Here is a 26,643-nt window from a genome sequence, read left to right as displayed (position 1 = left end):
ATTAGGTTTGGATATTGGGCAAAAGAGTATTGCCAAACATCAGGGAACCATTACATTTACATCTGTACCTCGTAAAACTATTTTTACAGCTACGCTGCCAAGGCACTAAAGGGCAAAAGTGACAATAAATATTCTACCGTCTGACTTCTGCATTTTTGATTTTCAGTCTTTGATCTAAATCGGCGGTTTAACCCTATCCCTGATGAGGTGATGATGCTCAATCTTTCCCAATATCAAGAAACCAATCAACTCTATACCGGAAGCCGCACCCTGGTTTATAAAGCGATTAGAGCCAGCGATCGCCAACCCGCCATCATCAAAGTTTTGCGGAATCCTCATCCCAACTTCAATGAGTTAGTCCAATTCCGCAACCAATACATTATTGCCCGTAATCTGGAACATCCTGGTATTGTTCAACCCCTTGCCCTAGAACGCTATGGTAATGGTTATGCTCTGGTGATGCCTGATGAAGGCGCGATCGCACTGTTGGATTATTGGCAGCAATCATCCCGTTCTCTTGACGAATTTTTTACCATTGCGATTCAATTGGCAGAAGCCCTGCATTATCTTAACCAACAGCACATTATCCATAAAGATATTAAACCAGCTAATATCCTGATTCACCCGGAAACTCGCCACGTCAAGCTGATTGACTTTAGCATTTCCAGTCTACTGCCCAAAGAACAGCAAACGTTAACCAATCCCAACACCTTAGAAGGAACCCTCGCCTACATTTCCCCTGAACAAACAGGACGAATGAACCGGGGGATTGACTACCGCACAGATTTCTATTCCCTCGGTGTCACTTTCTTTGAACTTCTAACGGGAAAGCCACCCTTTGATACCAGTGATCCAATGGAGTTAGTCCATGCTCATATTGCCAGAATACCTGAAGGATGTGGAAATGGGGAAGGAATTCCTCAGATTATTTCTGATATCGTCCTGAAATTGATGGCAAAAAATGCAGAAGATCGCTATCAAAGTGCCTTGGGTTTGAAATATGATTTAGAGCAATGTCTTCAACAGTGGCAAGCTACGGGAGGTATAATCTCCTTTAAATTAGGGCAGCGAGATATCTGCGATCGCTTCCTGATTCCCGAAAAGCTATACGGGCGAGAAAACGAAGTTCAAACCTTGCTAGATGCCTTTGAGCGAGTGGCTGATAGAGCAACAGAAATGATGCTTGTAGCTGGGTTTTCAGGAATTGGTAAGACGGCTGTCGTCAATGAAGTTCATAAACCCATCGTTAAGCAACGGGGCTATTTCATTAAGGGGAAATTTGACCAATTCAATCGCAACATTCCCTTCTCTGCTTTCGTGCAAGCCTTCCGAGACTTGATGAGTCAATTGCTCGGTGAATCTGATGCAGAGTTAGCCAATTGGAAGGCAAAAATACTGGAAGCGCTGGGAGAAAGTGGGCAAGTTATTATTGAGGTGATTCCAGAACTTGAACAAATTATTGGTAAACAGCTTCCTGTACCTGAACTGTCAGGCAGTGCTGCCCAAAATCGCTTTAATCTCCTATTTGGGAAATTTGTGCGCGTTTTTACGACAAAGGAACATCCCTTAGTTATTTTTCTCGATGACTTACAGTGGGCAGATTCCGCTTCATTGAACCTGCTAAAGTTGTTGATGGATGAGTCAGAGAAAGGATATTTATTAGTGTTGGGAGCCTATCGGGATAATGAAATTTTTGCAGCTCATCCTTTAATGTTAACGTTGAATGATATCAGTAAACAAGGGGCGAGTATCGACACCTTAACGCTAACTCCATTGGTCGAAGAGGATATCACTCGTTTGGTTGCCGATACATTGCTATGTTCAACGGAAATTGCGACCCCCTTATCCCAATTGGTCTATCAAAAGACACGGGGCAACCCATTCTTTGCCACTCAGTTTTTGAAAGGGTTGTATGAGGATGGCTGGATTACCTTTGAAGCAAAAGTAGGATACTGGCAGTGTGATTTGACACAGGTAAGACTGTTAGCCCTCACAGATGATGTGGTAACATTCATGGGGGAGCGATTGCGGAAATTGCCAGAGACGACACAGGAAATATTAAAACTATCTGCCTGTATTGGTAATCAGTTTGATCTAGAGACATTAGCCGTGGTTTGTGAAAAGTCCCAGGACGAGGTTGCCACAGATATTTGGGACGCATTACAAGAAGGCTTAGTTTTTCCTGTGACTGAAAACTATAAGTTTTTTCAGGGTGGTAAAGTAGGCGAACAACAAACAGATAATGTATACGTTATTTATCGTTTTTTACATGATCGCGTACAGCAAGCTGCTTATGCGTTAATTGAAGAAGATAAAAAACAGCCAACTCACCTCAAAATTGGTCAGTTACTTCTAGAAAATACTCCACCAGCCAAGCGTGAAGCACACTTATTTGAGATAGTTAATCAGCTTAATTATGGTGTTGACCTGATCACAGATACAGCCCAACGTTATGAATTAGCTCAACTTAACTTAGAAGCAGCCGCCAAAGCTAAGGCGTCAACTGCCTATGCAGCAGCCAAAGAATCCATAGATGTGGCACTGACACTGTTACCACCGGATAGCTGGGAACAAACCTATGAGTTCACCAGTAAGCTTTATGAACTAGCTGCTGAGGTTGCCTTTCTTCAGGGTGAGTTTGAGCAGATGGAGGCGTTTGCGGATCAACTGTTGCACCATGCGAAAGATGTTCTTGATACAGTCAAGATTTATGACATCAAAATTCAAGCCTATTACGCACAACGCCAATTTATTAAAGCGATAGAAGTGGGGCGAGACATCCTAACTCAGCTTGGCATTGACTTACCTGAAAACCCAACTATTGAGGATTTTCACCAGGAGCAAGAACTCACTTTAGCACAGTTAAATCAACGACAAATTCGAGATTTTGCCCAATTACCACTCACCCAAGATCCTTATGTCAAAGCTTGCTTGAGCCTCTTGGCAAGTATGACTATCGGCTCAGGTATAGCGAATCCTAATCTCTTTGCTTTAATTAGCTTAAAGCAGGTTAATCTTGCTATAAAACATGGCAACACCGATACTTCTCCCTTTGCCTATGCTTGTTATGGCACGATTTTGTGTTCAGAAGGTCAAGAAACTGCGATGGGTTATCAATTCGGCAAATTAGCTCTTAGGTTGTTGGAAGTCAATGAATCGCCAACAGTCGCTGCTAAAACCCTAATATATTGCTATCTCTTTATCAATCATTGGCAAGAATCCCTGCATCAAACCCTGGAACCTTTCCTCCGTAGTTATCAAATAAGCTTATCTGTAGGAGACTTAGAAACAGCCACGATGGCTGCTCAAGTTTACTGTGCTCATGCCTATTTCTGTGGTTTGCCGCTCCCGGAACTAGAGTCCGAGATGTTGAGCTACAGCCAAGTGATGCAACAGTTTAAACAAGAACATTGTCTAGAATCTCATCAAATCTATCATCAAGCAGTTTTGAACTTACTGGGTAAAGTTGATGATCCTTGCTGCCTAGCCGGGGATGTTTACCAGCTAAAGACAGATAGTGAGGGAATGTACACCTTTGAAAGCACCTTACATCAACTGATTCTCTGTTATCTGTTTGACAATCATTCTCATGCTTTAGGTCTGGCAGATCAGGCAAAAGCCAACCTAAATCAAGCCCTGGCTTTGCTCTATACACCTTTAGTTTATTTTTATGATTCTTTAGCTAGATTGCAGTTGCATCATCCGTCTGAACAGGTTTTAAGTGAATCTGACTTAGAGATAATCCAAGTTAATCAAGAAAAGCTGTACAAATGGGAATGTGATGCACCAATGAATTATCTCCATAAATACCAAATTGTTGCGGCAGAAGTACAGCGGGTGTTAAAGCAAAAAATTGAGGCAATAGAACTGTATGATCGCGCCATCGCCGGAGCCAAAGAAAACCGATACATCCAAGACGAAGCTCTTGCTAACGAACTCGCCGCCAAATTTTATATCAACTGGGGCAAAGAGAAAATTGCCGCCACTTATATGCAGGAAGCCTACTACTGCTATGCCCGTTGGGGAGCCAAAGCCAAAATCGACCACCTCAAACAAACCTATCCCCAACTCCTCACCCCTATCATTCAACAATCTGAAACCATTCCCCATTCCAGTAATCGTCAAACCTCTACCCAAAGCTTCGGTACAGTCACCACCACAACATCTGTCCTTGACCTCACCTCCGTTATTGAAGCCTCCCAAGCCCTCTCTGAAGAAATTGAACTCAATACTTTACTCCCTAAATTGATGCACATCGTTCTCGAAAACGCTGGAGCTAATCAAGGAGCCTTACTATTAGAGAATTCCGGTCGTTGGGAAATTGCCGCCCAATGTGTTAACGGCAACTGCCAACTATTAACTACTCCTCTTGAGCAAACTGAAACCTTACCCAGTAGCATTATTAATACCGTTAAACGGACGCAACAGACTCTGCTCATCAACAACCTTGAGCAAGACAAAACCTTCGCCGGAGACCCCTACCTCATCCAACACCAACCTCAAAGTCTCTGCTGTACTCCTATCTTCAACCAAGGTAAATTAGTCGGCATCCTTTACCTGGAAAACAATGTCGCCACCGAAGCCTTCACCCCAGACCGAATCAAAGTTCTCAACCTCCTCACGACTCAAGCCGCTATCTCTATCGAAAACGCCCGACTTTATAATCGTCTAGAAAATTACAATCGTACCCTAGAGCAACAAGTTACCCAGCGGACGGAGCAGTTGCAGCACAAAAATCAAGAACTCGCTCAAACGTTACAAGAACTTAAAGCTACCCAAGATGGATTAATTCAATCGGAAAAAATGGCAGCACTTGGGCAATTAGTTGCTGGCATTGCCCATGAAATTAACACGCCTTTGGGAGCCATTCGTGCCGCAATTGGCAACACCGATAAAGCATTAGAAGACTCCTTGTCTCAACTGCCTCAACTGTTACCCCAACTCAACGCGCAACAACAAACGAATTTTTTCAGTTTTCTAGAACAAGCTCTTGGTAGTCAAACCAGCCTCAGTACCCGCGAAAAACGCCAAATTAAGCGCACATTGACTCAACAGCTTGAATCTCATGGGATTGCTAATGCCAAACAACTTGCTCACCTGCTTACAGAAGGGGCATTACATCAAAGCGTTGACTCTCAACTGTCTCTGCTGCAAACGCCCCAAGCTAACCAAATTGTACAAATTGCCTATGATATTGCCCGTCTACGTACTAACAGCAAAAATATTAATAACGCCGTGGAACGAGCTTCTAAAATTGTTTTTGCTCTCAAGAGCTATGCCCGTTATGACCACAGTGGCGAAAAACAATTAGTTCAGATTACTGACGGCATTGAAATGGTACTGGAACTGTACCACAACTATCTCAAAAAGGGTGTCACTGTCATTCGCCAGTATCAACCTGTTCCAGAGATTGCTTGCTATACTGATGAATTGGTGCAGGTGTGGACGAACTTAATTCACAATGCTGTTCAAGCCATGGATAGTAAAGGGACGCTTCACATCAGCGTGGGTCAACACAATCAAGAAATTGTTGTTGAATTTACCGATTCTGGTGCTGGTATTCCCTTAGATATTCAGGATAAAATATTTCAGCCGTTCTTTACCACCAAACCCGCTGGGGAAGGTAGTGGTTTAGGGTTGGATATTGTGCAGAAGATTGTAGCTAAACATCAGGGGACGATAACCTTTACCTCTGTTCCTGGTAGTACCACGTTCACGCTGACTCTGCCGCTACAGTAAACCAGCCATAAACTTGACTCAAAATCTTAAACCTTACGCTCAACCCGTCTAAAACTATGAATGAAGTCGCAATTTTATGTGTTGATGATGAAACCGTGATTCTGGAAAGCCTCCAGGAACAAATTAGCCGTCACTTTGGCGAACAATTTATGTATGAGGCGGCTGAAAGTGCGGAGGAAGCCCTAGAAATTCTTGAAGAACTCGATGAAGAGGGAGTCAAGATTGTTGTGATTGTTTCTGACTGGCTAATGCCAGGAATGCGGGGAGACGAATTGTTAGTAAAAGTCCATCAGCAATTTGGTGATATTACGACCATTATGTTAACCGGGCAAGCGGATGAGGAAGCGATTGAGCGAGCAAAGCGGGAAGCTAATTTATACTGCTGCGTTCATAAACCCTGGCGGGAAGAAGAGTTACTTAAAATTATCACAACAGCACTAGAGTCAGTATGAATGAACTAGCAATTCTTTTAGTCGATGACGAACCCATGGTGTTGGAGGGTCTTGCCGAAGAGTTACAACGGAACTTTGGTCGAGATTACCAGATTGAAGCGGCTGAAAGTGGTGAAGAAGCCCTAGAAATTCTTGAAGAATTGTATACAGAAGGCATCGAAATTGCTGCCGTTGTTTCTGATCATCTGATGCCAGGAATGAAAGGGGACGAACTTCTCATTCAGATTCATGTCCAGTATCCCAATATATTAAAGATTATGCTCACGGGTCAAGCGGGGGTCGATGCCGTGGGCAATGTTGTCAATTTAGCTAATCTTTATCGCTATATTGCTAAACCCTGGGATGCCACTGATCTTAATCTAACGATTAAAGAAGCGCTCAATAAGTATAAGCATATCAAACAACTGGAACAACAGAATGCTCAACTGCGAGAAAATGAGCGTCGCCTGAATCAGATTTTAGAAGCAATGCCAATTGGTGTGACAGTTCACAACACCATGGGAAACATGACTTATGCTAATCATAAAGCTAAGGAATTACTGAAACTAGACATTTTACTGAAGACGAAGACGGATCAACTCTCCACGGATTTCAACGTTTATCAAGTGGGAAGTGACACATTATATCCTACAGAGCAATTGCCAATTGTGCGTTCCCTAGCTGGAGAAACGGTTTATGCTGAAGATATCGAAATTCGCGACCCCTATCAAACTATTCCCTTAGAAATCTCAACTACTCCCATTCGAGATGAAACAGGTCAGATTTTCCAGGCGATCGCTACTTTTCAGGATATCAGCGATCGCAAAAAAGCAGAAGCGGAACGAGAGCGATTTACCCAAGAATTATTTCAGCTCAATGAAGCATTTTCCCAGTTTGTTCCTCGTCAATTTTTACACTCTCTAGCCCGAAAAAATATCACCGAGATTAAACTAGGAGAATCCATTGAGAAAAAAATGTCGGTTTTGTTTGCCGATATCCGTGGATTCACTACTCGTTCGGAGCAAATGAACCCAGAGGATACATTTAAGTTTATCAATGGCTATCTCCGACGTATGGAACCTGCAATTGTTGAAAATGGTGGTTTTATTGATAAATATATTGGGGATGAAATTATGGCACTCTTTGAAGGGAGTGCTGATCGTGCGATCAAGGCAGGAGTAAAGATGTTGAAAATTCTCGCTGACTATAACTTAAGCCGACAACAACTCAAGCGCCAACCTATTGAGATTGGGATTGGGATCAATACAGGAGATTTAATGCTAGGAACAGTGGGTGGTGGTTCTCGCATTGATACTACAGTTATTGGTGATACAGTTAATCTCGGTTCGCGCCTCCAACAGTTGACCAAAATCTATCAAACTCCACTGCTAATTTCCCATAACACCTTTGCTCAACTCGAAGAACCGATGAACTATGATCTGCGTTTAATTGGTCAGGTGCAAGTGCGGGGAAAAATCCAAAAAGTGGGGGTATTTGAGGTATTTGAGGCTGATAATCCTGTCCAAAAACAAGTTAAATTAGCAACAAAGCCAATTTTTGAAGCCGCTCTGATTCACTACTATCGAGGCTCAGTTGAGAAAGCTAAATCTCTTTTCAATCAGTGTGTAAAAGAAAACCCGGGTGATTGTGTTGCCCAAATCTATCTGGAACAGTGTGTACAAAGTAATGGTGATTTAAAATAATCTTATTTTAAATCACAAAAATAAGCTCAATTATATTAGTTTTTGTAAAGATACCTCAAGCCCTGGCAAAGGATAAATGACGGTCCCCGCCGTTAATTTTCATTGTTCCCACCTACTTAAACTCCAGTATGATGATCTCGTTACTCAATAGTTCTCAAAAGATAGTCAATGGCAAACAATGGGCTTTTTGTTGGCATGGTCACATTAGACCTGGTTTACCTTAGCCCTAAGCTACCCGGTCAAAATGAAAAAATTGCTGCTTCTGACTATACAGTGGCGGCTGGGGGTCCAGCAACAAACGCGGCGGTTACGTTTAGTTATTTAGGCGATCGCGCGACAATCTTAGGGGTAGTGGGAACTCACCCGATTACACCCCTGATCCGTTCCGATTTGCAAGATCAGGGGGTAACTCTGGCTGATTTAGATCCGACAGCAACCAATCCCCCACCCATCTCTTCAATTATTGTCACCCAAGAGACGGGCGATCGCGCGGTGGTTTCGATTAATGCGGCGAAGATTCAAGCCGGGATTGAGCAAGTACCGCCGGATATTGACCAAGATATTACGATTGTGATGATTGATGGTCATCAAATGGAAGTGAGTCGTGCGATCGCGCAATCGGCAAAATCCCGTCAGATTCCAGTTGTCCTCGACGGGGGGAGTTGGAAACCTGGATTAGAAACGCTTTTACCCTTTGTCGATTATGCCGTTTGCTCGGCGAATTTTTATCCCCCAGATTGTGATACTCACCAAGATGCGATCGCTTATCTTCGCGCCGCTGGAATTCCCCACATTGCAATTACCCATGGGGAAAAACCAATTGAGTATTTCTCCAGTGGAACATCGGGTCAATTATCAGTACCTTGTGTTGATGCGGTTGATACATTGGGAGCTGGTGATGTTTTTCATGGGGCATTCTGTCACTCTATCCTTAAGCATACCTTTACTGACGCCCTAGCCGCTTCAGCAAACGTTGCTGCCCACTCTTGTCAATTTTTTGGCACTCGCCAGTGGATGGCATCTAATTTTTCAGCGTGAAGTTAGCGATGGCTAAAGGTGACTCTGAACAAGAACAATACGGCTGTGCTGAAATCTCATTAACCATTTGCATTCGTCCCTTGCGAAACGCCCGCAGCAGTCTATCAATGGACTCTCTCTCTTCCTGTGTGATCGAGTCTTCTAAGATGGCTGCCATGAGTCCATATCGATCAGCCAGCGTAATTTTGCCCGAACAACTGACTTGAGCAAATAAATCCGCGATCGCACCCGGTATAAGTTGGACTTGAAGTTTCATGTTACTCCGCATAAATTCAACCCTTCTACTATGAGATAGTTGTTCTCGAACTAAAGTGATTGACATTTTATCTGATTAGTGATAATCATCAAATATTAAGGTAATTCAAGTCTCCTTAGTAAAGTGACTACGTTTGGATTTTAGTGTAACCAAAACGCTATAACTTTGTGATTACAATTCGTTTGATTGAGTGAGATAGATCACAAAAGTTTAAGGTCAACTGTAAGTTTAAAGAATGCTACCCGATTTCATTGAATCAAACCCTCTGTCAATAAAGCTCAAAGTATTGATGGGCTTTGCGGTTTTGGCTTTGTGCAGCAAGCCCTAAATTAAGAGACGTTCCTTAATATTAAGAAACGTCTCCACGGGTGAGGCAACCATTTTTAATTTTCTAAGACATGTATCTTAGTTAGACAATTAAGTGAGAGTAAGAACTATCACGAAATTTTTGAAAGTTCATTGACGATCTGCATACGTCCACGACAGAGTGCATGGAGTAACCTATCGATGGAATTTCTTTCTTCTTCGTTGACACTCCCCCTTTTAGAAAAAGGGGGATTCTGCGGAACTCGCATTCCACATATCCTGAGAAAACAACTCTAATTGTCTTCCCAGGTTCCCAGGCACACGACGTTTACCCTTGCGGGTGTCGTGTTCTCTCCCTTTAGGCACTGTTAATTCAGTGCTGGGCGTTTCAAACAGACTTAGCTGCTTGGGTTTCCCACAGTCCGTGGGTACCTTTTTTATTACTAATTTCAACACCTCGACTCCGCTCGGTGTTGACGCTGAGCGGAGCCGAAGCGTCAAGCCATATTCAGCAACAGCTTTACGCTTGATATTTCGTGCCGCCTGCTTATCTGCATGGTCGAAGTGTCCACACCTGGTACAGATAAAACGCTCTCTGTCCCGGTTGGCTTTATCGATATGACCACAGGCGCTGCACTCTCTGGATGTATCTCGCGGGTTCACTTTGAGCAAGACTTTTCCCGACTTCGCAGCCGTGTACTGAATCTTATTAATCAACTCTCCCCATGAGGCATCCAGAATAGAACGATTTAACCCCCGCTTAGCTGATTGACCATTGGGCAAAAATCTCCCTGTCCCTTCCTCCAATTTTGGCTTACACCGCCTTACCATTCCTTGAATGTTGAGGTTTTCTACAACAATTGCGTCGGCTTTTTTGACCAGCTTATTGGCGACCTGCCATTGGTAGGCATTTCTGCGATTAGAGACTTTACTGTGTAGCTTGGCTACCTCAGCAGCCCGTTTCTTGCGCTTCCTCGAACCTTTCTTAGTCCGGCTAACACGCCGTTGTCGAATCCTCAAAGTCCGCTTAGTCTTCTGATTAGTGGCAAACCTGGGGTTGGGGACATCACTCCCATCGGAACAATGCACCAGTCGCGTTAACCCCATATCTAACCCAACCGCCGTTTTAACCTCGGAAGTGGGGCGGGGCATAAGCTCTGGAATTGATTTGTCCTCCAGGCGCACACTTATGAACCATCCATCAGTTCGGCGACGAATTGTAACGCTTCTAACGGCAAACCGATCAGGGATGGGGCGGGAATTGAAAAAGCGCATCCAACCGATTTTAGGCAGATAGACTTTGCTCCCCTTGAACTTGACCCGACCTGGCTTGTACTCGAACGACCGGAAATTACTGCGGTTTTTGAATACTGGGAATCCCCCCCCATCAAAGAAGTTTTTATAGGCAGTGTTCAACCTGGCAATATTGCGTTGCAATACGTCTGAGTCGATCGATTTATACCAGGGACGGGCAGCTTTCAGGTCTACCAGTGCGGCATCCTGAATCGTGCCAGCATTACGTTTTTTGCCGTTGTTTTTCCAGGGATTACCCGTCGCACCGTTTTTAACGATGCAGCAGGTTAATGGGTAAGCCTCGGCTTTAGTCCTTAAACTGCAATAGGGTCCCTGAATAAAAGAGTAATGATAAGTTTCAATCCGGTCAGCTAAACACCAGTTGTAGGAGGCTCGGAGCATATCAAGCCACGACTGCATCTTGGCAGATTGGTTGCCAGATGGACGCAGTTTATAGACGTAGCTTAATATCATAATTGGCTGATGTTAGGTTGACCTTACCAATGACCAATGACCAATGACCAATGACCAATGACCAATGACTAATGACAAATGACAAATGACCAATGACCAATGACATCAGCTCAAAACGTGCCAAACCTTGATCGTTTTATCAGAACTGCAACTGGCGATTGTTTTACCATCTCGGCTCAACGCCACGGAAATAACCGAGCTAGAATGACCCCTTAAAGTGTGGATTTCTTCGCCTGTTTTCAGATGCCAAACCTTAACGGTATTATCAGAACTGCCACTAACTAACATTTGCCCCGCTGGACTGACAGCAACCGATAAGACGGAATCTTCATGACCTGTAATTGTGCGGATTTCTTCTCCGGTCTTCAGATTCCACACTCTAATCGTATCGTCATATCCCCCACTCACGACTGTTTGTCCATCGGGATTAATTGCCACCGACAACACTGAACTTCTATGCCCAGTTAAGGTGCGGATTTCTTTCCCCGTTTTCAGATTCCAAACTTTAATCGTATCATCAGAACTGCCACTGACTAGATTCTGTCCATCTGGACTAATCGCCACTGACAATACGGCATCGGCATGACCAAATAAGGTGCGGATCTCATAGCCTGTGATCAAATCCCACAGCTTAATGGTTCCGTCAGAACTGGCACTGGCTACGGTTTTACGATTTGGGCTAATCGCTACCGATAATACTGAGTCCAAATGTTCATCAGCCGTCATTATTTCTGTGCCAGTGTTTAAGTTCCACATTTTCAGAGTATTATCAGCACTGCCACTGACTAAGGTTTTACCATCCGGACTAATGGCAACAGAAACAACGGAGTCGGTATGTCCGGCAAGTGTGTGAATGATCTCCCTAGTTTGGAGATTCCACACTTTAATCATATTGTCATAACCGCCGCTAACTAAGGTTTCGCCGTCTGGACTAATGGCAACCGATAATACTGAGTCAGAAAAATCATTGAGCGTGAATTGATGTTCAATTAATTCATAATTTAAAACGGCGACCTCTAGGGGAGGTAATGGTGTTGACTCTTGATGACTTTCGGTGTTTAGTGTGGGTAAGGGCTGATCCAGTTGCGGCAGCAGTTGTTGGAGTTGCTCCCGTAAATCCTGCCGTTCCTGTTGTGCCTGCTGAAGCTGTTGTTCAATCTGGGCTAACTGTTCTTTCAGGGGAGAAAGCGTCTGCCAAACCCCTTGGGAAAATGACCATTTCGCCCACATATGTCTCGCCCAATCTAATTGAACGGACTGCTGCTGCCAAAATTCTGAGGGTACAGACTGCGCCAAGGCAGGTGGATAGGGGGTCAAATCCCACCCACAGACAGAGCAACGATGCACATTACCTGGGATATATTGGGTTTGACAAACAGGACATTCAGACATGGTTATCCTCTGTGATATAAATTACAGGCGTTGACACTGGATAACGACTATAACCGCTTACAATAGAAAAGCCAGGGTTTTCAGGAGAAATAACAGCGCCAAAGCTGACCAAAAGCTTAAGGTTAGAGAAACCTCCAGCACCGAATTGGCGGTTTGTCGATCGCTCTCCCCTCAAGTCTCTAGAATTTTAGCGGCTGTAGGTTAATTTAAATTAAGCGATATCTTAAGCGATATCTGGGGGGAGGTTGCTAGGATATGACCGAGGTGCTGATTGAGTATGCTGGAGCTGAGTTTGAACCAAGCGTTGCAGATCCTCTCGACGCACCTCGGTTCCGGCTGTTAAATTACCAGGTGTATCAAAGAAAACGGTGCTATTTACCGTGTTAAGGGCTAACATCTGGAACAAAATGTGAGTGACTGGCACGGGCATCGCGATGATTTGAGGGTCCCAATTGGATTGAAAATCAGCCGCGTCTTTGAGTGTAGGAAAAGCATAGACAACATTTTTTTCGACCTCAGGCTGGGCACGATTACTCAGGGTCGTTACCACCCAACCTTGATCTAGGGTTTGGAGAATATGATAGTCCGAGTGGTGTAACTGACTGGCAAGCGTGGTTAGGACGGGGGCAATCGCCTCAACCATTTTCGGCGTCGTCCCGTCAGCCGGGGCATTGTCAATCAGAGCTTGAATTTGTTGGGTTAAATCCATCGAGCGATCCTCTTTTCGAGTACCTCTTACTGCTATGTATGAGTCTAAACCCAGATTAAAACGGTTGTTGATATGTGTGTTAGGGTCTTTGTGAAAGAATGAACATCATGAGGGAAGTCTGCCAGGGCGTGGAGGCTATTTTTCAACTGCTATTTAACGAACTCCGGCAGTCTACGACTGCATCCGAGCAGAACTGCCGGGATGTAGCAGCGCGTTTAGCAAATGAAGTCACTCGAATTTGTAATGAAAGCCATCGAATTAAGACGTCTGGAGATGTTGAAAGCTGGGCAAAGACCCTAGCCAACCATCGCCTCAAACAAGTCTTAAAGTATTACCGCCTTGGATCTCACCGGGGACGAATCGACCTTCAGAGTACGTTGAGTGCGATCGTCTACCGCTATATTACCCCGTCTCAAACCCCCGCGAGCTATCAAGCCCGCGTTACCCTGATTGAAGATTTCTTACAGGGATTTTATGTCGAATCCTTAAATGCCTTTCGGCGTGAGACATCCATTGACGAGAATTATCGTCCGCGATCGCTACTGGAGTTGTCGGAGTACATGGCGTTTACCGAACGGTATGCCAAGCGCCGTATTCCTTTACCCGGACGGCGATCCCAGCAACTGCTGATCTTGCGGGCGCAAACCTTTTCTCAACAGCAACCCCCAGAAACCTCGGTAGACATGGATACCGCCGCCGAAGGGGGTACTCCCGATTCAGAAAATACCTGGAACGATGCCGCGATTCAGCAGGTGCGAGAGGTGATGGTGGCGTCTGAACCCGAACCTCTGGAAGCGAACCTGCGGGATAAAGTTGTTGAGGAATTGTTCGCCTATCTCGAAGAACGGCAACAACACGATTGTGCCGACTACTTCACCCTGCGTCTACAAGACTTGCCGACGAGCGAAATTGAGGAGATATTAGGATTAACCCCCCGTCAGAGGGATTACTTACAGCAACGATTTAAGTATCATTTAATTCGGTTTGCCCTTTCTCACCGTTGGGAACTTGTTCATCAATGGCTAGAAGCCGATTTAGAAAAAAATCTGGGGTTGACCCCCCACCAGTGGCAGCTATTTCAGAATAAAATTGATCCCCAACAGCGGGAATTGCTGCACCACAAGCAGCAGGGTCATTCCACCCAAGAAATAGCCCAAGCCCTAAGTTGTACAGTGACTCAGGTTGACAAGCGATGGTTTAAATTGCTGGAAATTGCCTGGGATATTCGCAATCGTTCAGTATCCGGATCAGGTGCATCTGAAGATGAATAGTGACATAAACAATAACTCGGACACCCTATACAGCCGCTTAATGGCTTGGCTGCTACAAGAGTCCGTTCCTGCTGCTACACCATCAGTCCATGGGCAACCCGACGGGTTAGACCCTATCGATGAGCTAGAAGCAGCAAATTTTCAATTTGATGAGTTAGATCCACTGGATGTTGAAGAGGTGAACATTGCACCCACTATAACTGGCGACACCGCTAATGACCACACACGAGTGGGTTCAGAAGACATTCCTACTCGTGAGGACATTGAACCGGGCGGTACAACCCGCCCCTACAACTTGGGAGATATGCCGATCGTGCAAAATCGTTTTGAGGCGCTAATTAAGCGCAAACTGCAAGTAGAAATTGAGCGTCATCCCCCCTTATTCCCCTGGGAGACGAATATTCATGAATACGAACCTGATATCTCAGACAGCGTAGCCTCGACTGGGGTTCCATCGGTTCAAGTCTGGACACCCCAACTCTTGAACCTACCGCTACCTGTCCCCATCCCGGAAAACGTTTTAGTCACCCTATTTAACGCTTGTTCGGAGTCAGTCTATTCCCCCTATCAATTGGGGCGAAAAATGGTCAAGGCTGTGGAAAACTTATTCCCCGCCCAATTCCAGTTGCTGAATAATCAAGCGCAAATGGTACTTTTGTCTTCGGGATCGGGTCGTGACCCTGAACAACTGCAACTGTTGCTCAAGGAACTTCCATCTCCATCCTATGACGAGGCAACTCCAGAGCAACAAATGATTCTGGCATTGTTAGCGGCTAAAGAAATTATTAGCACGTTAACTGTATCCCTTTCACCCAACCAGCCTTCGGTTGAACGCCAATGGCAAACCTCTGTCGGCGTGATCACCGTCCAGGCAGAGTACCAGATCCAAGAAGGTGTTCCCACCCTGCGGGTGATCAGCAATCTACCCGAAAGTGGCAGTTTGACCTTGCGTACACCTGAAGGTTCAGCCGTATCAGAGCGCACCTATCCCGGCTATGTGAGTGTTGAAGCCTTTGATTTGCCGCCGAATCAAACCTATCCCCTGGAAATTCGGTTCCAAGACTCAGACCAAAACCCCTTGGTTTTTGCGATTTACCCAACGATGTAAGGGGTAAGGGTTAAGTGCTAGCTGTTAGACTTGGGAGCTTCTCTCACTCCCGACTGTGGACTTAGATACAATAGATTGAACCCGTGAATTTAACCTAACAGCCATCTCGCACACAAGAGAGTCAATTGTTATGTCGAACCCTTCAGGGATGCAGCGAATCCGGCGTCTACCTGGTCTAAATCAGGTGTGGCAGCGTCTTGGCACAATGCCACTGCCTCAAACCGAAGACTCGATCGGATTACGAGTCCTAGTCCAGGGGCTAGTGATTGTGGGAATTATCGCCACCGATATTGCTGCTGAAACCCAGATGAGTGTCTGGGCTGTACCCCTCTCTATCCTGGGAGCAACCTGGAGTTGGTATCGTCGCCGCCATCGCAACATTGCGGTTAAGTTCTTTTTGGCGATTGGGATGCTAATCGCTATGGGGGTATTCTTTAATAATTTATTAGCCAGCCTCAATGATACCCGCCTCGTTCTCGCAGAATTATTGATTCAAGTACAAGTCCTCCACAGCTTTGACTTGCCCCGGCGCAAGGATTTAGGCTATTCGATGGTAATCGGGCTGATTTTGTTGGGGGTAGCAGGAACCCTGAGCCAAACCTTAGCGTTTGCACCGCTACTGTTGATATTTTTAGCGATCGCGTTACCCACACTCATCCTCGATTACCAATCCCGCATCGGTTTATCACCAAAACGGAAAACGTCTAGGAAAAAAGCTAAACGTTCTTCGCCGCTGTCACTACGACGGTTAAGTATTTTTTTGTTAGTCGTTATCGCCCTGGGTTTAGGGATTTTTGCCCTAATGCCTCGATTTCCCGGTTATCAACTGCAAACCTTTCCGGTGAGTGCGCCATTGGATTGGGATGATCTAGATGGGGATACTGGAAACGTGAATAATCCCGGATACGTGAGTGAGGGTGAAGGCGAGGGGACAGGTGGTGAGGGAACCTCTCCCAGTCGGGGTGCGGGTGAAATGGATGAAACGTTTTACTATGGCTTTGGTACTCAGATTAACCAGAATCTCCGAGGTGCTTTAAAGCCAAAAGTCGTCTTGCGGGTGCGTTCCCAAGCCCCCGGATTTTGGCGCGTGCAGGCGTTTGACCAGTATACAGGTCAAGGATGGGAATTGTCTCGCGAAGATCAGGTGCTGGAGGTGACTCGTCCGCCTTGGTCTTATCGATTTGCACTCTATCCGACTAGCTTTAATTTGGGTCGGACGAAAACGGTGATTCAAAGTTATACCGCCGTATCGGAACTGCCGAATATTATTCCGGCACTGAGTTATCCGAAAAGCCTTTATTTTCCCACAAAGGAAGTAGGAATTGATACAGAAGGTAGTTTGCGATCGCCCCTAGCTTTACTCGAAGGATTAACCTATACCGTAGTATCGGAAGTACCCCTGCGCGATCGCACCCGACTCCAACAAGCCCCGGAAACTTATCCCGATAATATTCAAAAATACTATCTTGATGTTCCGCCAGACATCGCGGATAAGGTGCGTGAAAAAACCGAACAACTTTTAGCTACCTCCCCCAAACCCCTCACCTCCGCCTACGAGAAGGCGCTGTATTTAGCTCAAGCCCTGAAACAACGGTATCGAATTCCCGATAATCCCTTTGGACTTCCCTATTTACAAGAAGACGAGGATTTAGTTGAAGCGTTTCTCTTTAAACATGAAGGTGGTTATCCAGATCACTTTTCCACCGCGTTAACCATCATGCTGCGTTCGATTGGGATTCCGGCGCGGTTAGTCGTAGGATTTGGTACGGGTCAGTTTAATCCATTCACGGGCTTATATGTGGTCAAAAATACCGATGCTTTCGCCATGACTGAGGTCTATTTCCCAAACTATGGCTGGTTTGCCTTTGACCCCATTCCCGGACATGAAATAGTTCCCCAAAGTGTGGAAGATACGGCAACCTTTAGTGTTTTGCGTCAGTTTTGGCAGTGGGTAGCGGGATGGCTTCCCTCACCCGTCAGCAATTTTATCGGGGAATTGTGGAATCTGGTTGTGGGTTCGCTGCTGCGGCTGATTGTGCGACTGTGGGTGATATTCTCAAGTAGTTGGATGGGATTGTTTGGCGGATTAATTTTCGCGATCGCGCTGGGGTTCGTGGGTTGGTTAGGTTGGGTACAATGGCAAACGTGGCGTTACCGTCGCTGGTTAGGGAAGTTACCACCAATGGAACGGCTTTATCAGCAAATGTTAAAGGTTTTGAAAGCGAGAGGATATATTAAGCACCCCGCCCAGACGCCGTTAGAATATGCTAGGGTCATGCGTCAGCAGCAATCCTCTGAATCAGCCACCGTGATTGATGACATTTCTCAAGCTTATGTACGCTGGCGTTATGGTAAACAAACGCCGAATATCGATGAGCTGCGACAGCGACTGCGGCAGTGGATTAAAACGACTCGCCGATTGCCAAACAGAAGTCTGAGACGGTGAACTTTTCCGGAAAATCTCGAATTGGTACAGGAATTGAGTTATTCTTTGCCTGTTATCTTTCCCTAAACAAATATTTTAGGAGTTTCTTATGTCTACTGAAGCCATTCCCGTCAAACCCGCTGTCTTAATCACGATTATCAGTGAATCTGTACTCAAAGAGCGTTTAATCAAACTGCTCAAAAGCAAAGGGGTAACGGGATATACCATCAACGATGTCCTTGGTGAAGGGGGTCATGGCAGGCGCATGGGAGATATTGTTGGGTATAACACCAATATTGAGATGAAAAGCGTTGTCTCCGCAGAAGTCTCTGACGATATTTTCCAAAGCTTAGCCGAAATGGAGAATAGTCATGCCTTAATTGCCTTCCGTCATGATGTAGAAGTGTTGAATAATTAGGGGCTGCTGGATAAGTTTTATGGTGAGGGGAGGGAACAGGGAACACCTCGGCTTACCTCGACTTCGCTCGGTAACACGCTCGGTGTGTAACAGGGAACAGGGAACACCTCGGCTTCGCTCGGTGTGTAACAGGGAACAGGGAACAGTTTCACCTCCCTGTCTCAGACAAATTCTGCTTACACATCCTTTAAAAATGCCAGGATTTCTAGCTTATGGGTTTCAAAACCTTGCACCTGATGCACCTTTAATCAGCCGCTAACCCTTGATTTGCAAGGGTTTCCGGGTTGTGCCATAAGTTAGGACAAGTAAACTGTGGTAGGGACGTTCCGCCGGAACGTCTCTACTAAATTCTTATGGGTTTTGTCCGGTATCAGCGGTTGATCTAAGTAGGTTGGTGGAAATAAACTCAACTATATTAAATTATGTTAACAAGCCTCAAACCCTTACAAATGACGAATGACGAATGACGAATGACGAATGACGAATGACGAATGACGATCCCCACCGTTAGCTTTTATTGTGTCCATCTACTTATTATCCTGGTCGAAGAAAAGGGTAAATGTACCTTTTATTTTCCAATCGATAGAAAAAATGGGGGATTCCTGAAGAGCTAATCGTGATTTTGGAGGCTTGATTGAAGACCAAAAACAAGACAGAGTTTAACTAATCCCCCAGATAGACGTTGGCAGAATACTCAATTGGCGCTATGATTGACACCTAAAATCAGTCAAATACTTATACAATAACCGGAACAGACTTCAGTACAGCGCCAAAGACCAACAGCGTTAAGATAGGATGTCATCGGGATTTTCCCACGCTTTTTATATTTTCCTATTCATGCCTGCAAGAAGGCTGTCCGGACGTTTGCAACTTACTTATGGAAGCATGGATGGTCAAAAGTGTTTCAATAGCTACTTGAAGACCATAAGTGTAGAGACTACCTCCGATTGGACTATATCTTTAGTAAAAAGTGATGCTCCCAAACCCTGATGTAATGACAGCACGCCCCTTCCCCAGCCAACCCCCTAATTCAGCGAATGGCACACCCTATATCGCGGCTTCTGACAGAACACCCGTTTCCGCCCTGAAAGAACTTGTGGCTTGCCTACACCGAGAACAACATAAAATCCAAGATTTGTTAAGCTCACTGGGATTTGCCCTACGCAGCTTCAACAATTTGAATCAATTTTTAGAACTAATTCCCTTGATGTCAGCACGGGTTACCGATACGGAGGGAGGCGCATTGGTTTTGTTAAAACCAAATGGTAAACTCCGGCTAGAACAGGTGCATTGCCAAGATAATCAAGAGTGTCAAACCTTGCGTCCAGCACTTGAACGGGCAACTCAGACGATCACGGCTCAAGGCAATGAGGATGGAAAATCGGCAATGAGTCCAGAACAGTTGGACGCCATTTGGTCATCATTTGACGATCAGGTCAATCGCTATTTAGACACAGATATTCAGTTATTTGGCACACCGATTTTAATTAAAAATGTCGAACGAGGACGTTTATATGTGTTTACTGATGACCTAAATTATAGCTGGACGCCAACTCGACAGAAGCTAGTGCGTTTGGTAGCCGATCAAACAGCCGTCGCGATCGCGAATGATGAACTGACTGTAGAACTTCGCAAAAAAGAACGCTTAGATCGAGAGTTAGAAATTGGCGCGGAAATCCAATTACGCCTCCTCCCCCGTCAATGTCCCTCGATTAAAGGAATTGAACTGGCGGCTCGGTGTCAGACGGCAAGTCGAGTCGGTGGGGATTATTATGATTTTATTCCCACCAATTATGATCAGCTTCGTCCGATCCCGCCTTGTGACAATAAACATATTGATGATCACAAAGCCTCTGTACCTTGGAGCGTGGTTATTGGTGATGTCATGGGCAAAGGCGTGCCAGCGGGCTTGATTATGACAATGACGCGGGGTATGTTGCGAGCAGAAGTGCTAAACCGTCATACCCCTGCCCGCATCCTGGAACATTTGAATCGGGTGATGTATGCTGATTTGGAAAATTCCAATCGATTTGTCACCCTGTTTTATTCGGAGTACGATCCTCAAACCCGGATTTTGTCCTATAGCAATGCTGCCCATAACCCCCCTTTCTTATGGAAAGCGTCCACCCATTCCATCCAACGTCTGGATACCGATGGGATGTTGATTGGCTTAGAGGCAGATTCTCAGTATGAAGATGATCAAATCCAACTCGATGTAGGAGACACGATTATCTATTACACGGATGGATTTACTGATGTCGCCAATCAACACGGCGATCGCTTTGATGAGGAAAATCTGATTGAAGCCTTTCGGTGGGCGTGCGAACATCGCCAAGGCTCCCAACCCATCCTAGATTACCTATTTGAGCGGGTGGGAGAGTTTATGGGCGGGAAAAACCGTAACGGAGATGATATGACCTTGGTCGTGTTGCAGGTAAAATCTTCCGAGTAACCTATTTAAAGGCAATCATCACCATGGCTGTTGTGGAAGTGCAAGCTCTAACGTCTGTTGTCACTGGTCTTCATCCCTTGATTGACTTGGTAAGTCCATGGCTAACTGATGGACTGGTGTTAGCCCAGCAAGTTGAAGATCCGGATGTTTTGGGTCAAATTCAACAGGCGTTTAATAATTTCATTGAATCGGGTCAAGTCTGGGCATTTTTGATTGGTTTAGTTATCGGTTATATTTTTCGGGGGATGAGTTCGTTTGGGTGATTTGTCCTTTGTCATTTGTCCTTTGTCATTGGTGAATCGGTATTGTGACGGAACAAACAACGTGGAGTCAGCGATTTGAATCGGCACTACATCCGGCGATCGCACAATTCAATGCCAGTATTGGGTTTGATATCGAGCTGATTGAGTATGATCTGACGGGTTCGGTGGCTCATGCGAAGATGCTTGCCCACACTGGCATTATTTCAGCCCTTGAAGCGGAACAACTGGTGAATGGGTTAGAACAAATTCGTTCAGAATACCGCCAGGGAAAATTTAACCCCGGTATTGACGCTGAGGACGTTCATTTTGCCGTAGAACGACGCCTCACGGAACTTGTTGGCGATGTGGGGAAAAAGCTGCACACGGCGCGATCGCGAAATGACCAAGTGGGTACAGATACGCGACTCTATTTGCGGGATCAAATTACCCAAATTCGGACTCAGTTGCGACAGATGCAAGGGGTTTTGCTGACTCTGGCTGAATCCCATGTCGAAACCCTAATCCCAGGCTACACCCATCTCCAACGCGCCCAGCCGCTGAGTTTAGCCCATCATTTGCTGGCGTATTGGGAAATGGTGCAACGGGATTGGCAACGGTTGGGGGAAATTTACCAGCGGGTGAATATTTCTCCTTTAGGGTGTGGGGCGCTAGCGGGGACGACATTCCCCATTGATCGGCACTACAGCGCCTCCCTGCTCGACTTTGGCGATGTTTATCGTAATAGTTTAGATGGGGTGAGCGATCGCGACTTTGCCATTGAATTTTTGACGGCGGCGAGTCTGATTATGGTTCACTTGAGCCGACTGTCGGAGGAAATTATTCTCTGGGCGTCTCAGGAATTTGGCTTTGTTACCCTCAAGGATAATTGCTCGACAGGTTCGAGTATTATGCCGCAAAAGAAAAACCCGGATGTGCCGGAATTGGTACGGGGCAAAACAGGGCGGGTGTTTGGGCATCTGCAAGCCATGCTGGTGCTGATGAAAGGATTGCCTTTGGCGTATAACAAGGATTTGCAGGAGGATAAAGAGGCGCTATTTGACAGCGTGAAAACGGTTAAAGGATGTCTGGAAGCGATGACAATTCTGTTGCGGGAGGGGCTAGAGTTTTGTCCTCCGCGTCTCGCCTCAGCCGTGGCGGAAGATTTCTCCAACGCTACCGATGTGGCGGATTATTTGGCAAGTAAAGGGGTTCCCTTCCGAGAAGCCTATAACTTGGTGGGTAAAGTGGTGAGAACCTGTCTAGGGGCGGGTAAACTGCTGAAAGACTTAACGGTGCCAGAGTGGAAAGAAATCCATCCTGCCTTTGAGGAGGATATTTACGACGCGATCGCACCAACTCAGGTAGTTTCTGCCCGTAACAGTTATGGGGGAACAGGATTTGAGCAAGTCCGACGCGCCTTGGCTCAAGCCCAGGAGCGGATGGTAAGTGGGAGTTGAAGAGAGCTGGGGGAGCAGGGGAAGCAAACCTTGGTCGGGGCGGGTTTAGTTAAGTTAGTGGTTGGAACCGCAGCGTTATTCGTCAAACCCGCCCCTACATGTTCAAAACTATCTCCTCGAAGCTTGTAATCGGGTCAAAACTTCCCAGATTCCGGTACACTTTGGAATGGTTCATCCTATTAAAAGTACTAGCAGCAATAATGGAGATTGGTCAAAAAGTTCAAGTTTGTCGTCTCAGAGACCGGGTGTCGGGCGATATCGTGAATAAACTAGGGAAAGTTGGCATCGTCAAAGACTTTAAAATGACAGATGGCAGCGGTGTCGGTGCGATCGTCGAATTTGACGACAGCACGGCAACCTGGTTTTTTGAAGATGAACTCAAACCCGTCAGTTAGTGACGACTTCCCCAGCAGCGTCCAGCAAAATTATGGCTTTTATTCTCACCTTTTTAGGCAAAGGCGGCACCGGTCGCACCACAATTGCGATCGCGGCGGCTAAAAAGTTCGCAAATCTTGGTCAGCGTGTCCTTTTGGTCGGGCAAGATCCCACCCCGGCGTTTGGACTGTTACTGGGAACATTCCCCAGGGCTGATCCGACGGAGGTGGAACCGAATCTGAAAGCGGTTCAGCTTCAGTCTACCCTCCTCCTGGAACAGAGTTGGGACGAGGTGAAAAAGCTAGAGGCAGAGTATTTGCGATCGCCAACCCTGAAAAATGTCTATGGTCAGGAATTGGGCATTTTACCAGGGATGGATAGTGCGTTAGCCCTGAATGCGATTCGCGAGTATGATGCCAGTGGTGAGTATGATGTGATCATCTATGATGGCAGCGGCGATCAAGCCACATTGAGGATGCTGGGGATGCCAGAAATTCTCAGTTGGTATTTTCGCCGCTTTCGCCAAATCTTTACCGAGTCGGATCTGGGTAAGGCAATTTCCCCATTTATCCAACCGGTTACCAGTGCCATTCTTAATGTGACCTGGACACCCGACGATTTTGCCAATAAACCGACTCAGCAAACTAGCCAAATGCTGGAACAGGGTAAAACCGCTGTGGCTGATCCGAATCGGGTGGCGGCGTATTTGGTGACAACCGGAGATACGGCGGCTTTAGCAACGGCTAAGTATTTCTGGGGGAGCGCCCAGCAGGTTAATCTGACGGTGGGGGGGGTTCTGTTGAACCAAATTCCAGCAACGGATACGTTAGCGGCTGATTTTGCCCCGTTAACGGTTAGCGCTTTGCCCCAGTTATCTCAGGTGGCTGATTGGCAACCGTTGATGGATGCCTTACCTGATTTTAAACAAGCGATACAAGCGCCCAAGGCGATCAGCATAGATGTGGCAAATCGTCAAGTCAGTTTATTTTTACCGGGCTTCGACAAAAAGCAGGTGAAACTCACCCAATATGGTCCAGAGGTGACAATTGAAGCGGGCGATCAGCGGCGTAATATTTGGCTTCCGCCCCAATTAAGCGGTCAAGCTGTGAAAGGGGCGAAGTTCCAAGATCGGCATTTAATCATTTCGTTCTGATTGTCTTATGTCATTCGTCATTTGTCATTTGTCTTATGTCATTCGTCGGGGTGGGTGTAGGGTGCGTTAGCGGAGCGTAACGCACCATTTCAAACGATAATAGTGAAACCTGCCTCTACTTATCGGTTAGGGCGGGTTTTGAGGTAACGTTATCATTAAATACGCAAATACGCGAAATTCTCTAAATCAGCCCCTACAAAACAGGTTCTCTTGAGCCAAGCGAAGGTTAAGTCGGGGCGGGTTTAGTTAAGTTAGTGGTTTGATCCGGAGCGTTATTGGTAAAACCCGCCCCTACACACTCAACACTTAATACTAAAATGTCTAACTCTCCCTCAACCGAACAAACCGATAAAACGGGTAAAACCCGGCAACTTCTAGGCATGAAAGGTGCCGCCCCCGGTGAAAAATCGATCTGGAAAATTCGTCTCCAGTTAATGAAACCAATTACCTGGATTCCCCTAATCTGGGGGGTTGTCTGTGGCGCGGCGTCGGGCGGTGGATATACCTGGACGCCGGAAGATATCCTGAGAGCGGTGACGTGTATGTTACTGTCGGGTCCGTTGATGGCGGGGTATACCCAAACCCTGAATGATTTTTATGATCGCGAATTGGATGCGATTAATGAACCCTACCGCCCGATTCCCTCTGGGGCAATTTCGGTTCCTCAAGTGGTGACTCAGATTGTCTTGCTATTGCTGGCGGGTATCGGTGTGGCGTATGGGTTAGATCAATGGGTGGGTCATGAGTTTCCCACGTTAACCTGTTTAACCCTTTTTGGGGCATTTCTTGCCTATATTTACTCAGCGCCGCCATTGAAGTTGAAAAAGAATGGCTGGCTGGGAAACTATGCCCTGGGTGCGAGTTATATTGCCCTTCCCTGGTGGGCGGGTCATGCTTTATTTGGGGATCTGAATTGGACGATTGTAATTCTTACTCTGTTTTATAGTCTGGCAGGTTTAGGCATTGCCGTGGTAAATGACTTTAAGAGTGTGGAAGGCGATCGCCAATTGGGGCTGAAGTCTATTCCGGTGATGTTTGGCGTGGGGACAGCGGCTTGGATTTGTGTGCTGATGATTGATATCTTTCAAGCCGGGATTGCGGGGTATTTGATTAGCATTCATCAAAATCTCTATGCGGCAATCCTGCTGCTGTTAATTGTGCCTCAGATTACATTTCAGGATATGTATTTTCTGCGATCGCCCCTGGAAAATGATGTGAAATATCAAGCCAGCGCTCAACCGTTTTTGGTTCTGGGGATGCTGGTTGCAGGCTTAGCGTTAGGTCATGCGGGGATTTAGGATTGAATTGTAGAGACGTTCCGCTGGAACGTCTCTGTTGTTGATAGTAGCCAGTCAGATCACATTATTCATTTACAGCGTTTTCAGACTCGATATGACACACCATTTCCAAGAGTAGAAAAGCACTGTTTCATCGTTCCTGTACTACACCGTGTTATATTTTGGTCGTTATAACCTAGCATTTGTGCTAAGTAAGCTGAAACAAACATTTCGTCAGTTGTCATATTCCAGTCGATACCATCTTTAGTACCTTGTAAAACTAACTGCCAGCGTTCTTCACTTTTACGTAATGCCGCTTCGGTTTGTTTTTGAGCAGTAATGTCTGTAATTAAACCTTCTAGATAAAGCAATGTACCATCAGAGTCAAAAATGCCTTGTCCTTGTTCCCCAACCCACTTTAATTGCCCAGTCGCGGTAATAATTCGGTAAGTCAGTTGGTAAGAACGGTGATGATCTAGGGCAGTTTGGACTTGCTCAAATACAGCCTCTTGATCGTCAGGATGAATCAGTTGATTATAAGTGAGTATTTTTTGTTGTGTGAACGCTTCAACGGAATAACCTGTGAGGTTATAGCACCCTTCACTGATAAACAGCATTGTCCAATCAGAGTCATTCAGACAACGGTAAGCAATACCGGGTATATTGCTCATTAAGGTTGCCAAACTCCGTTGACTTTCCGCTAAAGCTAACTCAGTTTGTTTGTGTTCTCGCGCTTCCATTGCCAAAGACACTAAATCAGCCAGTGATCGGGCAAAATTCTGGTCTTCTGCTGTCCAATGGCGAATGGTTCCCACTTTCCCTAAACAGACAACTCCGGCGATTTCTCCTCGGATCTGAATTGGCACATCCAGAACCGAGGTGATATTACAGGGAATCAAATAAGACGCCGATAATTCTTGAGTTTTGGGGTCAGTTTGGGCATAATCGGCGGCAATCAGTTGGTCGTGTTGTAAGGCATTAAACTGAAGTTCCCCCCATCCCAATTGACTCAAGAAGCCTAAACCCAGACTATGTAAGCATTTTAGCAATTTCGTTCCCTCAAATCGTACCCATGTATATTTAAGATTTTCTTAATAATCTTGGGAGAAAATCTGTGGGATAAT

The 26,643-nt window shown here is 45.8% G+C and carries 20 protein-coding genes; 14 read left to right on the top strand and 6 right to left on the bottom strand.

Translation table 11 applies throughout. The features are described from left to right. Window positions 1-210 precede the first annotated feature (210 nt). The 4 genes from RIC07_RS25235 to RIC07_RS25220 all read left to right on the top strand — a co-directional run bounded on the left by RIC07_RS25235 (window position 211) and on the right by RIC07_RS25220 (window position 8,911). Window positions 211-5,739: a trifunctional serine/threonine-protein kinase/ATP-binding protein/sensor histidine kinase gene (locus tag RIC07_RS25235; RefSeq protein WP_446396908.1), complete on the top strand. Its 5,529-nt coding sequence runs from the start codon at window positions 211-213 to the stop codon at window positions 5,737-5,739. Between the two features lie 56 nt (window positions 5,740-5,795). Continuing rightward, window positions 5,796-6,191 carry a response regulator gene (locus RIC07_RS25230; RefSeq protein WP_446396907.1) on the top strand — a complete coding sequence of 132 codons (396 nt, stop codon included), beginning with the start codon at window positions 5,796-5,798 and terminating at the stop codon, window positions 6,189-6,191. Next, window positions 6,188-7,873, top strand: a complete 1,686-nt coding sequence (locus tag RIC07_RS25225) for an adenylate/guanylate cyclase domain-containing protein (RefSeq protein WP_446396906.1) — start codon at window positions 6,188-6,190, stop codon at window positions 7,871-7,873. Before RIC07_RS25230 ends, RIC07_RS25225 begins: the two co-directional genes overlap by 4 nt. 168 nt (window positions 7,874-8,041) lie before the next feature. After that, window positions 8,042-8,911: a sugar kinase gene (locus RIC07_RS25220; protein ID WP_446396905.1), complete on the top strand. Its 870-nt coding sequence runs from the start codon at window positions 8,042-8,044 to the stop codon at window positions 8,909-8,911. Here RIC07_RS25220 and RIC07_RS25215 read toward each other — a convergent pair. From RIC07_RS25215 to RIC07_RS25195, 5 genes are all read right to left on the bottom strand, one after another. Continuing rightward, entirely contained in the window at window positions 8,895-9,167 is a 273-nt protein-coding gene (locus RIC07_RS25215) for a hypothetical protein (protein ID WP_446396954.1), read from the bottom strand. The two genes, RIC07_RS25220 and RIC07_RS25215, sit on opposite strands and share 17 nt — an antisense overlap. A gap of 543 nt (window positions 9,168-9,710) precedes the next feature. Next, window positions 9,711-11,240, bottom strand: coding sequence for an RNA-guided endonuclease InsQ/TnpB family protein (locus RIC07_RS25210; protein WP_446396904.1), 1,530 nt, complete (start codon window positions 11,238-11,240; stop codon window positions 9,711-9,713). Further along, window positions 11,218-11,346, bottom strand: coding sequence for a D-galactonate transporter (locus RIC07_RS25205; protein ID WP_446396903.1), 129 nt, complete (start codon window positions 11,344-11,346; stop codon window positions 11,218-11,220). The genes RIC07_RS25210 and RIC07_RS25205 overlap by 23 nt, the downstream gene beginning before the upstream one ends. Beyond that, window positions 11,346-12,632: a WD40 repeat domain-containing protein gene (locus tag RIC07_RS25200; RefSeq protein WP_446396902.1), complete on the bottom strand. Its 1,287-nt coding sequence runs from the start codon at window positions 12,630-12,632 to the stop codon at window positions 11,346-11,348. Before RIC07_RS25200 ends, RIC07_RS25205 begins: the two co-directional genes overlap by 1 nt. A gap of 223 nt (window positions 12,633-12,855) precedes the next feature. Continuing rightward, on the bottom strand, window positions 12,856-13,341 hold the full coding sequence (locus RIC07_RS25195; RefSeq protein ID WP_446375980.1) for a hypothetical protein: 486 nt from the start codon (window positions 13,339-13,341) through the stop codon (window positions 12,856-12,858). Window positions 13,342-13,448: 107 nt separating this feature from the next. Here RIC07_RS25195 and hetZ point away from each other — a divergent pair, with 107 nt between their 5' ends. From hetZ to chlG, 10 genes are all read left to right on the top strand, one after another. After that, window positions 13,449-14,612, top strand: coding sequence for a heterocyst differentiation protein HetZ (hetZ, locus tag RIC07_RS25190; RefSeq protein WP_446375982.1), 1,164 nt, complete (start codon window positions 13,449-13,451; stop codon window positions 14,610-14,612). Continuing rightward, window positions 14,605-15,720, top strand: coding sequence for a hypothetical protein (locus RIC07_RS25185; protein ID WP_446396901.1), 1,116 nt, complete (start codon window positions 14,605-14,607; stop codon window positions 15,718-15,720). Before hetZ ends, RIC07_RS25185 begins: the two co-directional genes overlap by 8 nt. A gap of 130 nt (window positions 15,721-15,850) precedes the next feature. After that, window positions 15,851-18,166: a transglutaminase TgpA family protein gene (locus RIC07_RS25180; protein WP_446396900.1), complete on the top strand. Its 2,316-nt coding sequence runs from the start codon at window positions 15,851-15,853 to the stop codon at window positions 18,164-18,166. Window positions 18,167-18,254: 88 nt separating this feature from the next. Further along, window positions 18,255-18,563: a P-II family nitrogen regulator gene (locus tag RIC07_RS25175; protein WP_446396899.1), complete on the top strand. Its 309-nt coding sequence runs from the start codon at window positions 18,255-18,257 to the stop codon at window positions 18,561-18,563. Window positions 18,564-19,557: 994 nt separating this feature from the next. Then, complete coding sequence (locus tag RIC07_RS25170; RefSeq protein ID WP_446396953.1) at window positions 19,558-21,015, top strand: SpoIIE family protein phosphatase; 1,458 nt, start codon at window positions 19,558-19,560, stop codon at window positions 21,013-21,015. A gap of 23 nt (window positions 21,016-21,038) precedes the next feature. Then, window positions 21,039-21,278, top strand: coding sequence for a hypothetical protein (locus tag RIC07_RS25165; protein ID WP_446396898.1), 240 nt, complete (start codon window positions 21,039-21,041; stop codon window positions 21,276-21,278). A 44-nt stretch (window positions 21,279-21,322) separates the two neighbouring features. Further along, window positions 21,323-22,714 carry an argininosuccinate lyase gene (gene argH, locus RIC07_RS25160; RefSeq protein ID WP_446396897.1) on the top strand — a complete coding sequence of 464 codons (1,392 nt, stop codon included), beginning with the start codon at window positions 21,323-21,325 and terminating at the stop codon, window positions 22,712-22,714. Between the two features lie 200 nt (window positions 22,715-22,914). After that, window positions 22,915-23,109: a cytochrome b6f subunit PetP gene (petP, locus tag RIC07_RS25155; RefSeq protein WP_006103502.1), complete on the top strand. Its 195-nt coding sequence runs from the start codon at window positions 22,915-22,917 to the stop codon at window positions 23,107-23,109. A 32-nt stretch (window positions 23,110-23,141) separates the two neighbouring features. Continuing rightward, window positions 23,142-24,242, top strand: a complete 1,101-nt coding sequence (locus RIC07_RS25150) for a Get3/ArsA fold putative tail anchor-mediating ATPase NosAFP (RefSeq protein ID WP_446396896.1) — start codon at window positions 23,142-23,144, stop codon at window positions 24,240-24,242. A gap of 317 nt (window positions 24,243-24,559) precedes the next feature. After that, window positions 24,560-25,540, top strand: coding sequence for a chlorophyll synthase ChlG (chlG, locus tag RIC07_RS25145; RefSeq protein WP_446396895.1), 981 nt, complete (start codon window positions 24,560-24,562; stop codon window positions 25,538-25,540). 83 nt (window positions 25,541-25,623) lie between these two features. Here chlG and RIC07_RS25140 read toward each other — a convergent pair whose 3' ends face one another. After that, window positions 25,624-26,568: a PAS domain-containing protein gene (locus RIC07_RS25140; protein WP_446396894.1), complete on the bottom strand. Its 945-nt coding sequence runs from the start codon at window positions 26,566-26,568 to the stop codon at window positions 25,624-25,626. Between the last annotated feature and the right edge of the window lie 75 nt (window positions 26,569-26,643).

It is taken from the genome of Coleofasciculus sp. E1-EBD-02, assembly GCF_040218245.1.
GTDB lineage: Bacteria > Cyanobacteriota > Cyanobacteriia > Cyanobacteriales > Coleofasciculaceae > Coleofasciculus.
Note: the sequence above shows the minus strand (reverse complement) of the source record. Positions and strands in the feature narration are given on the sequence as shown.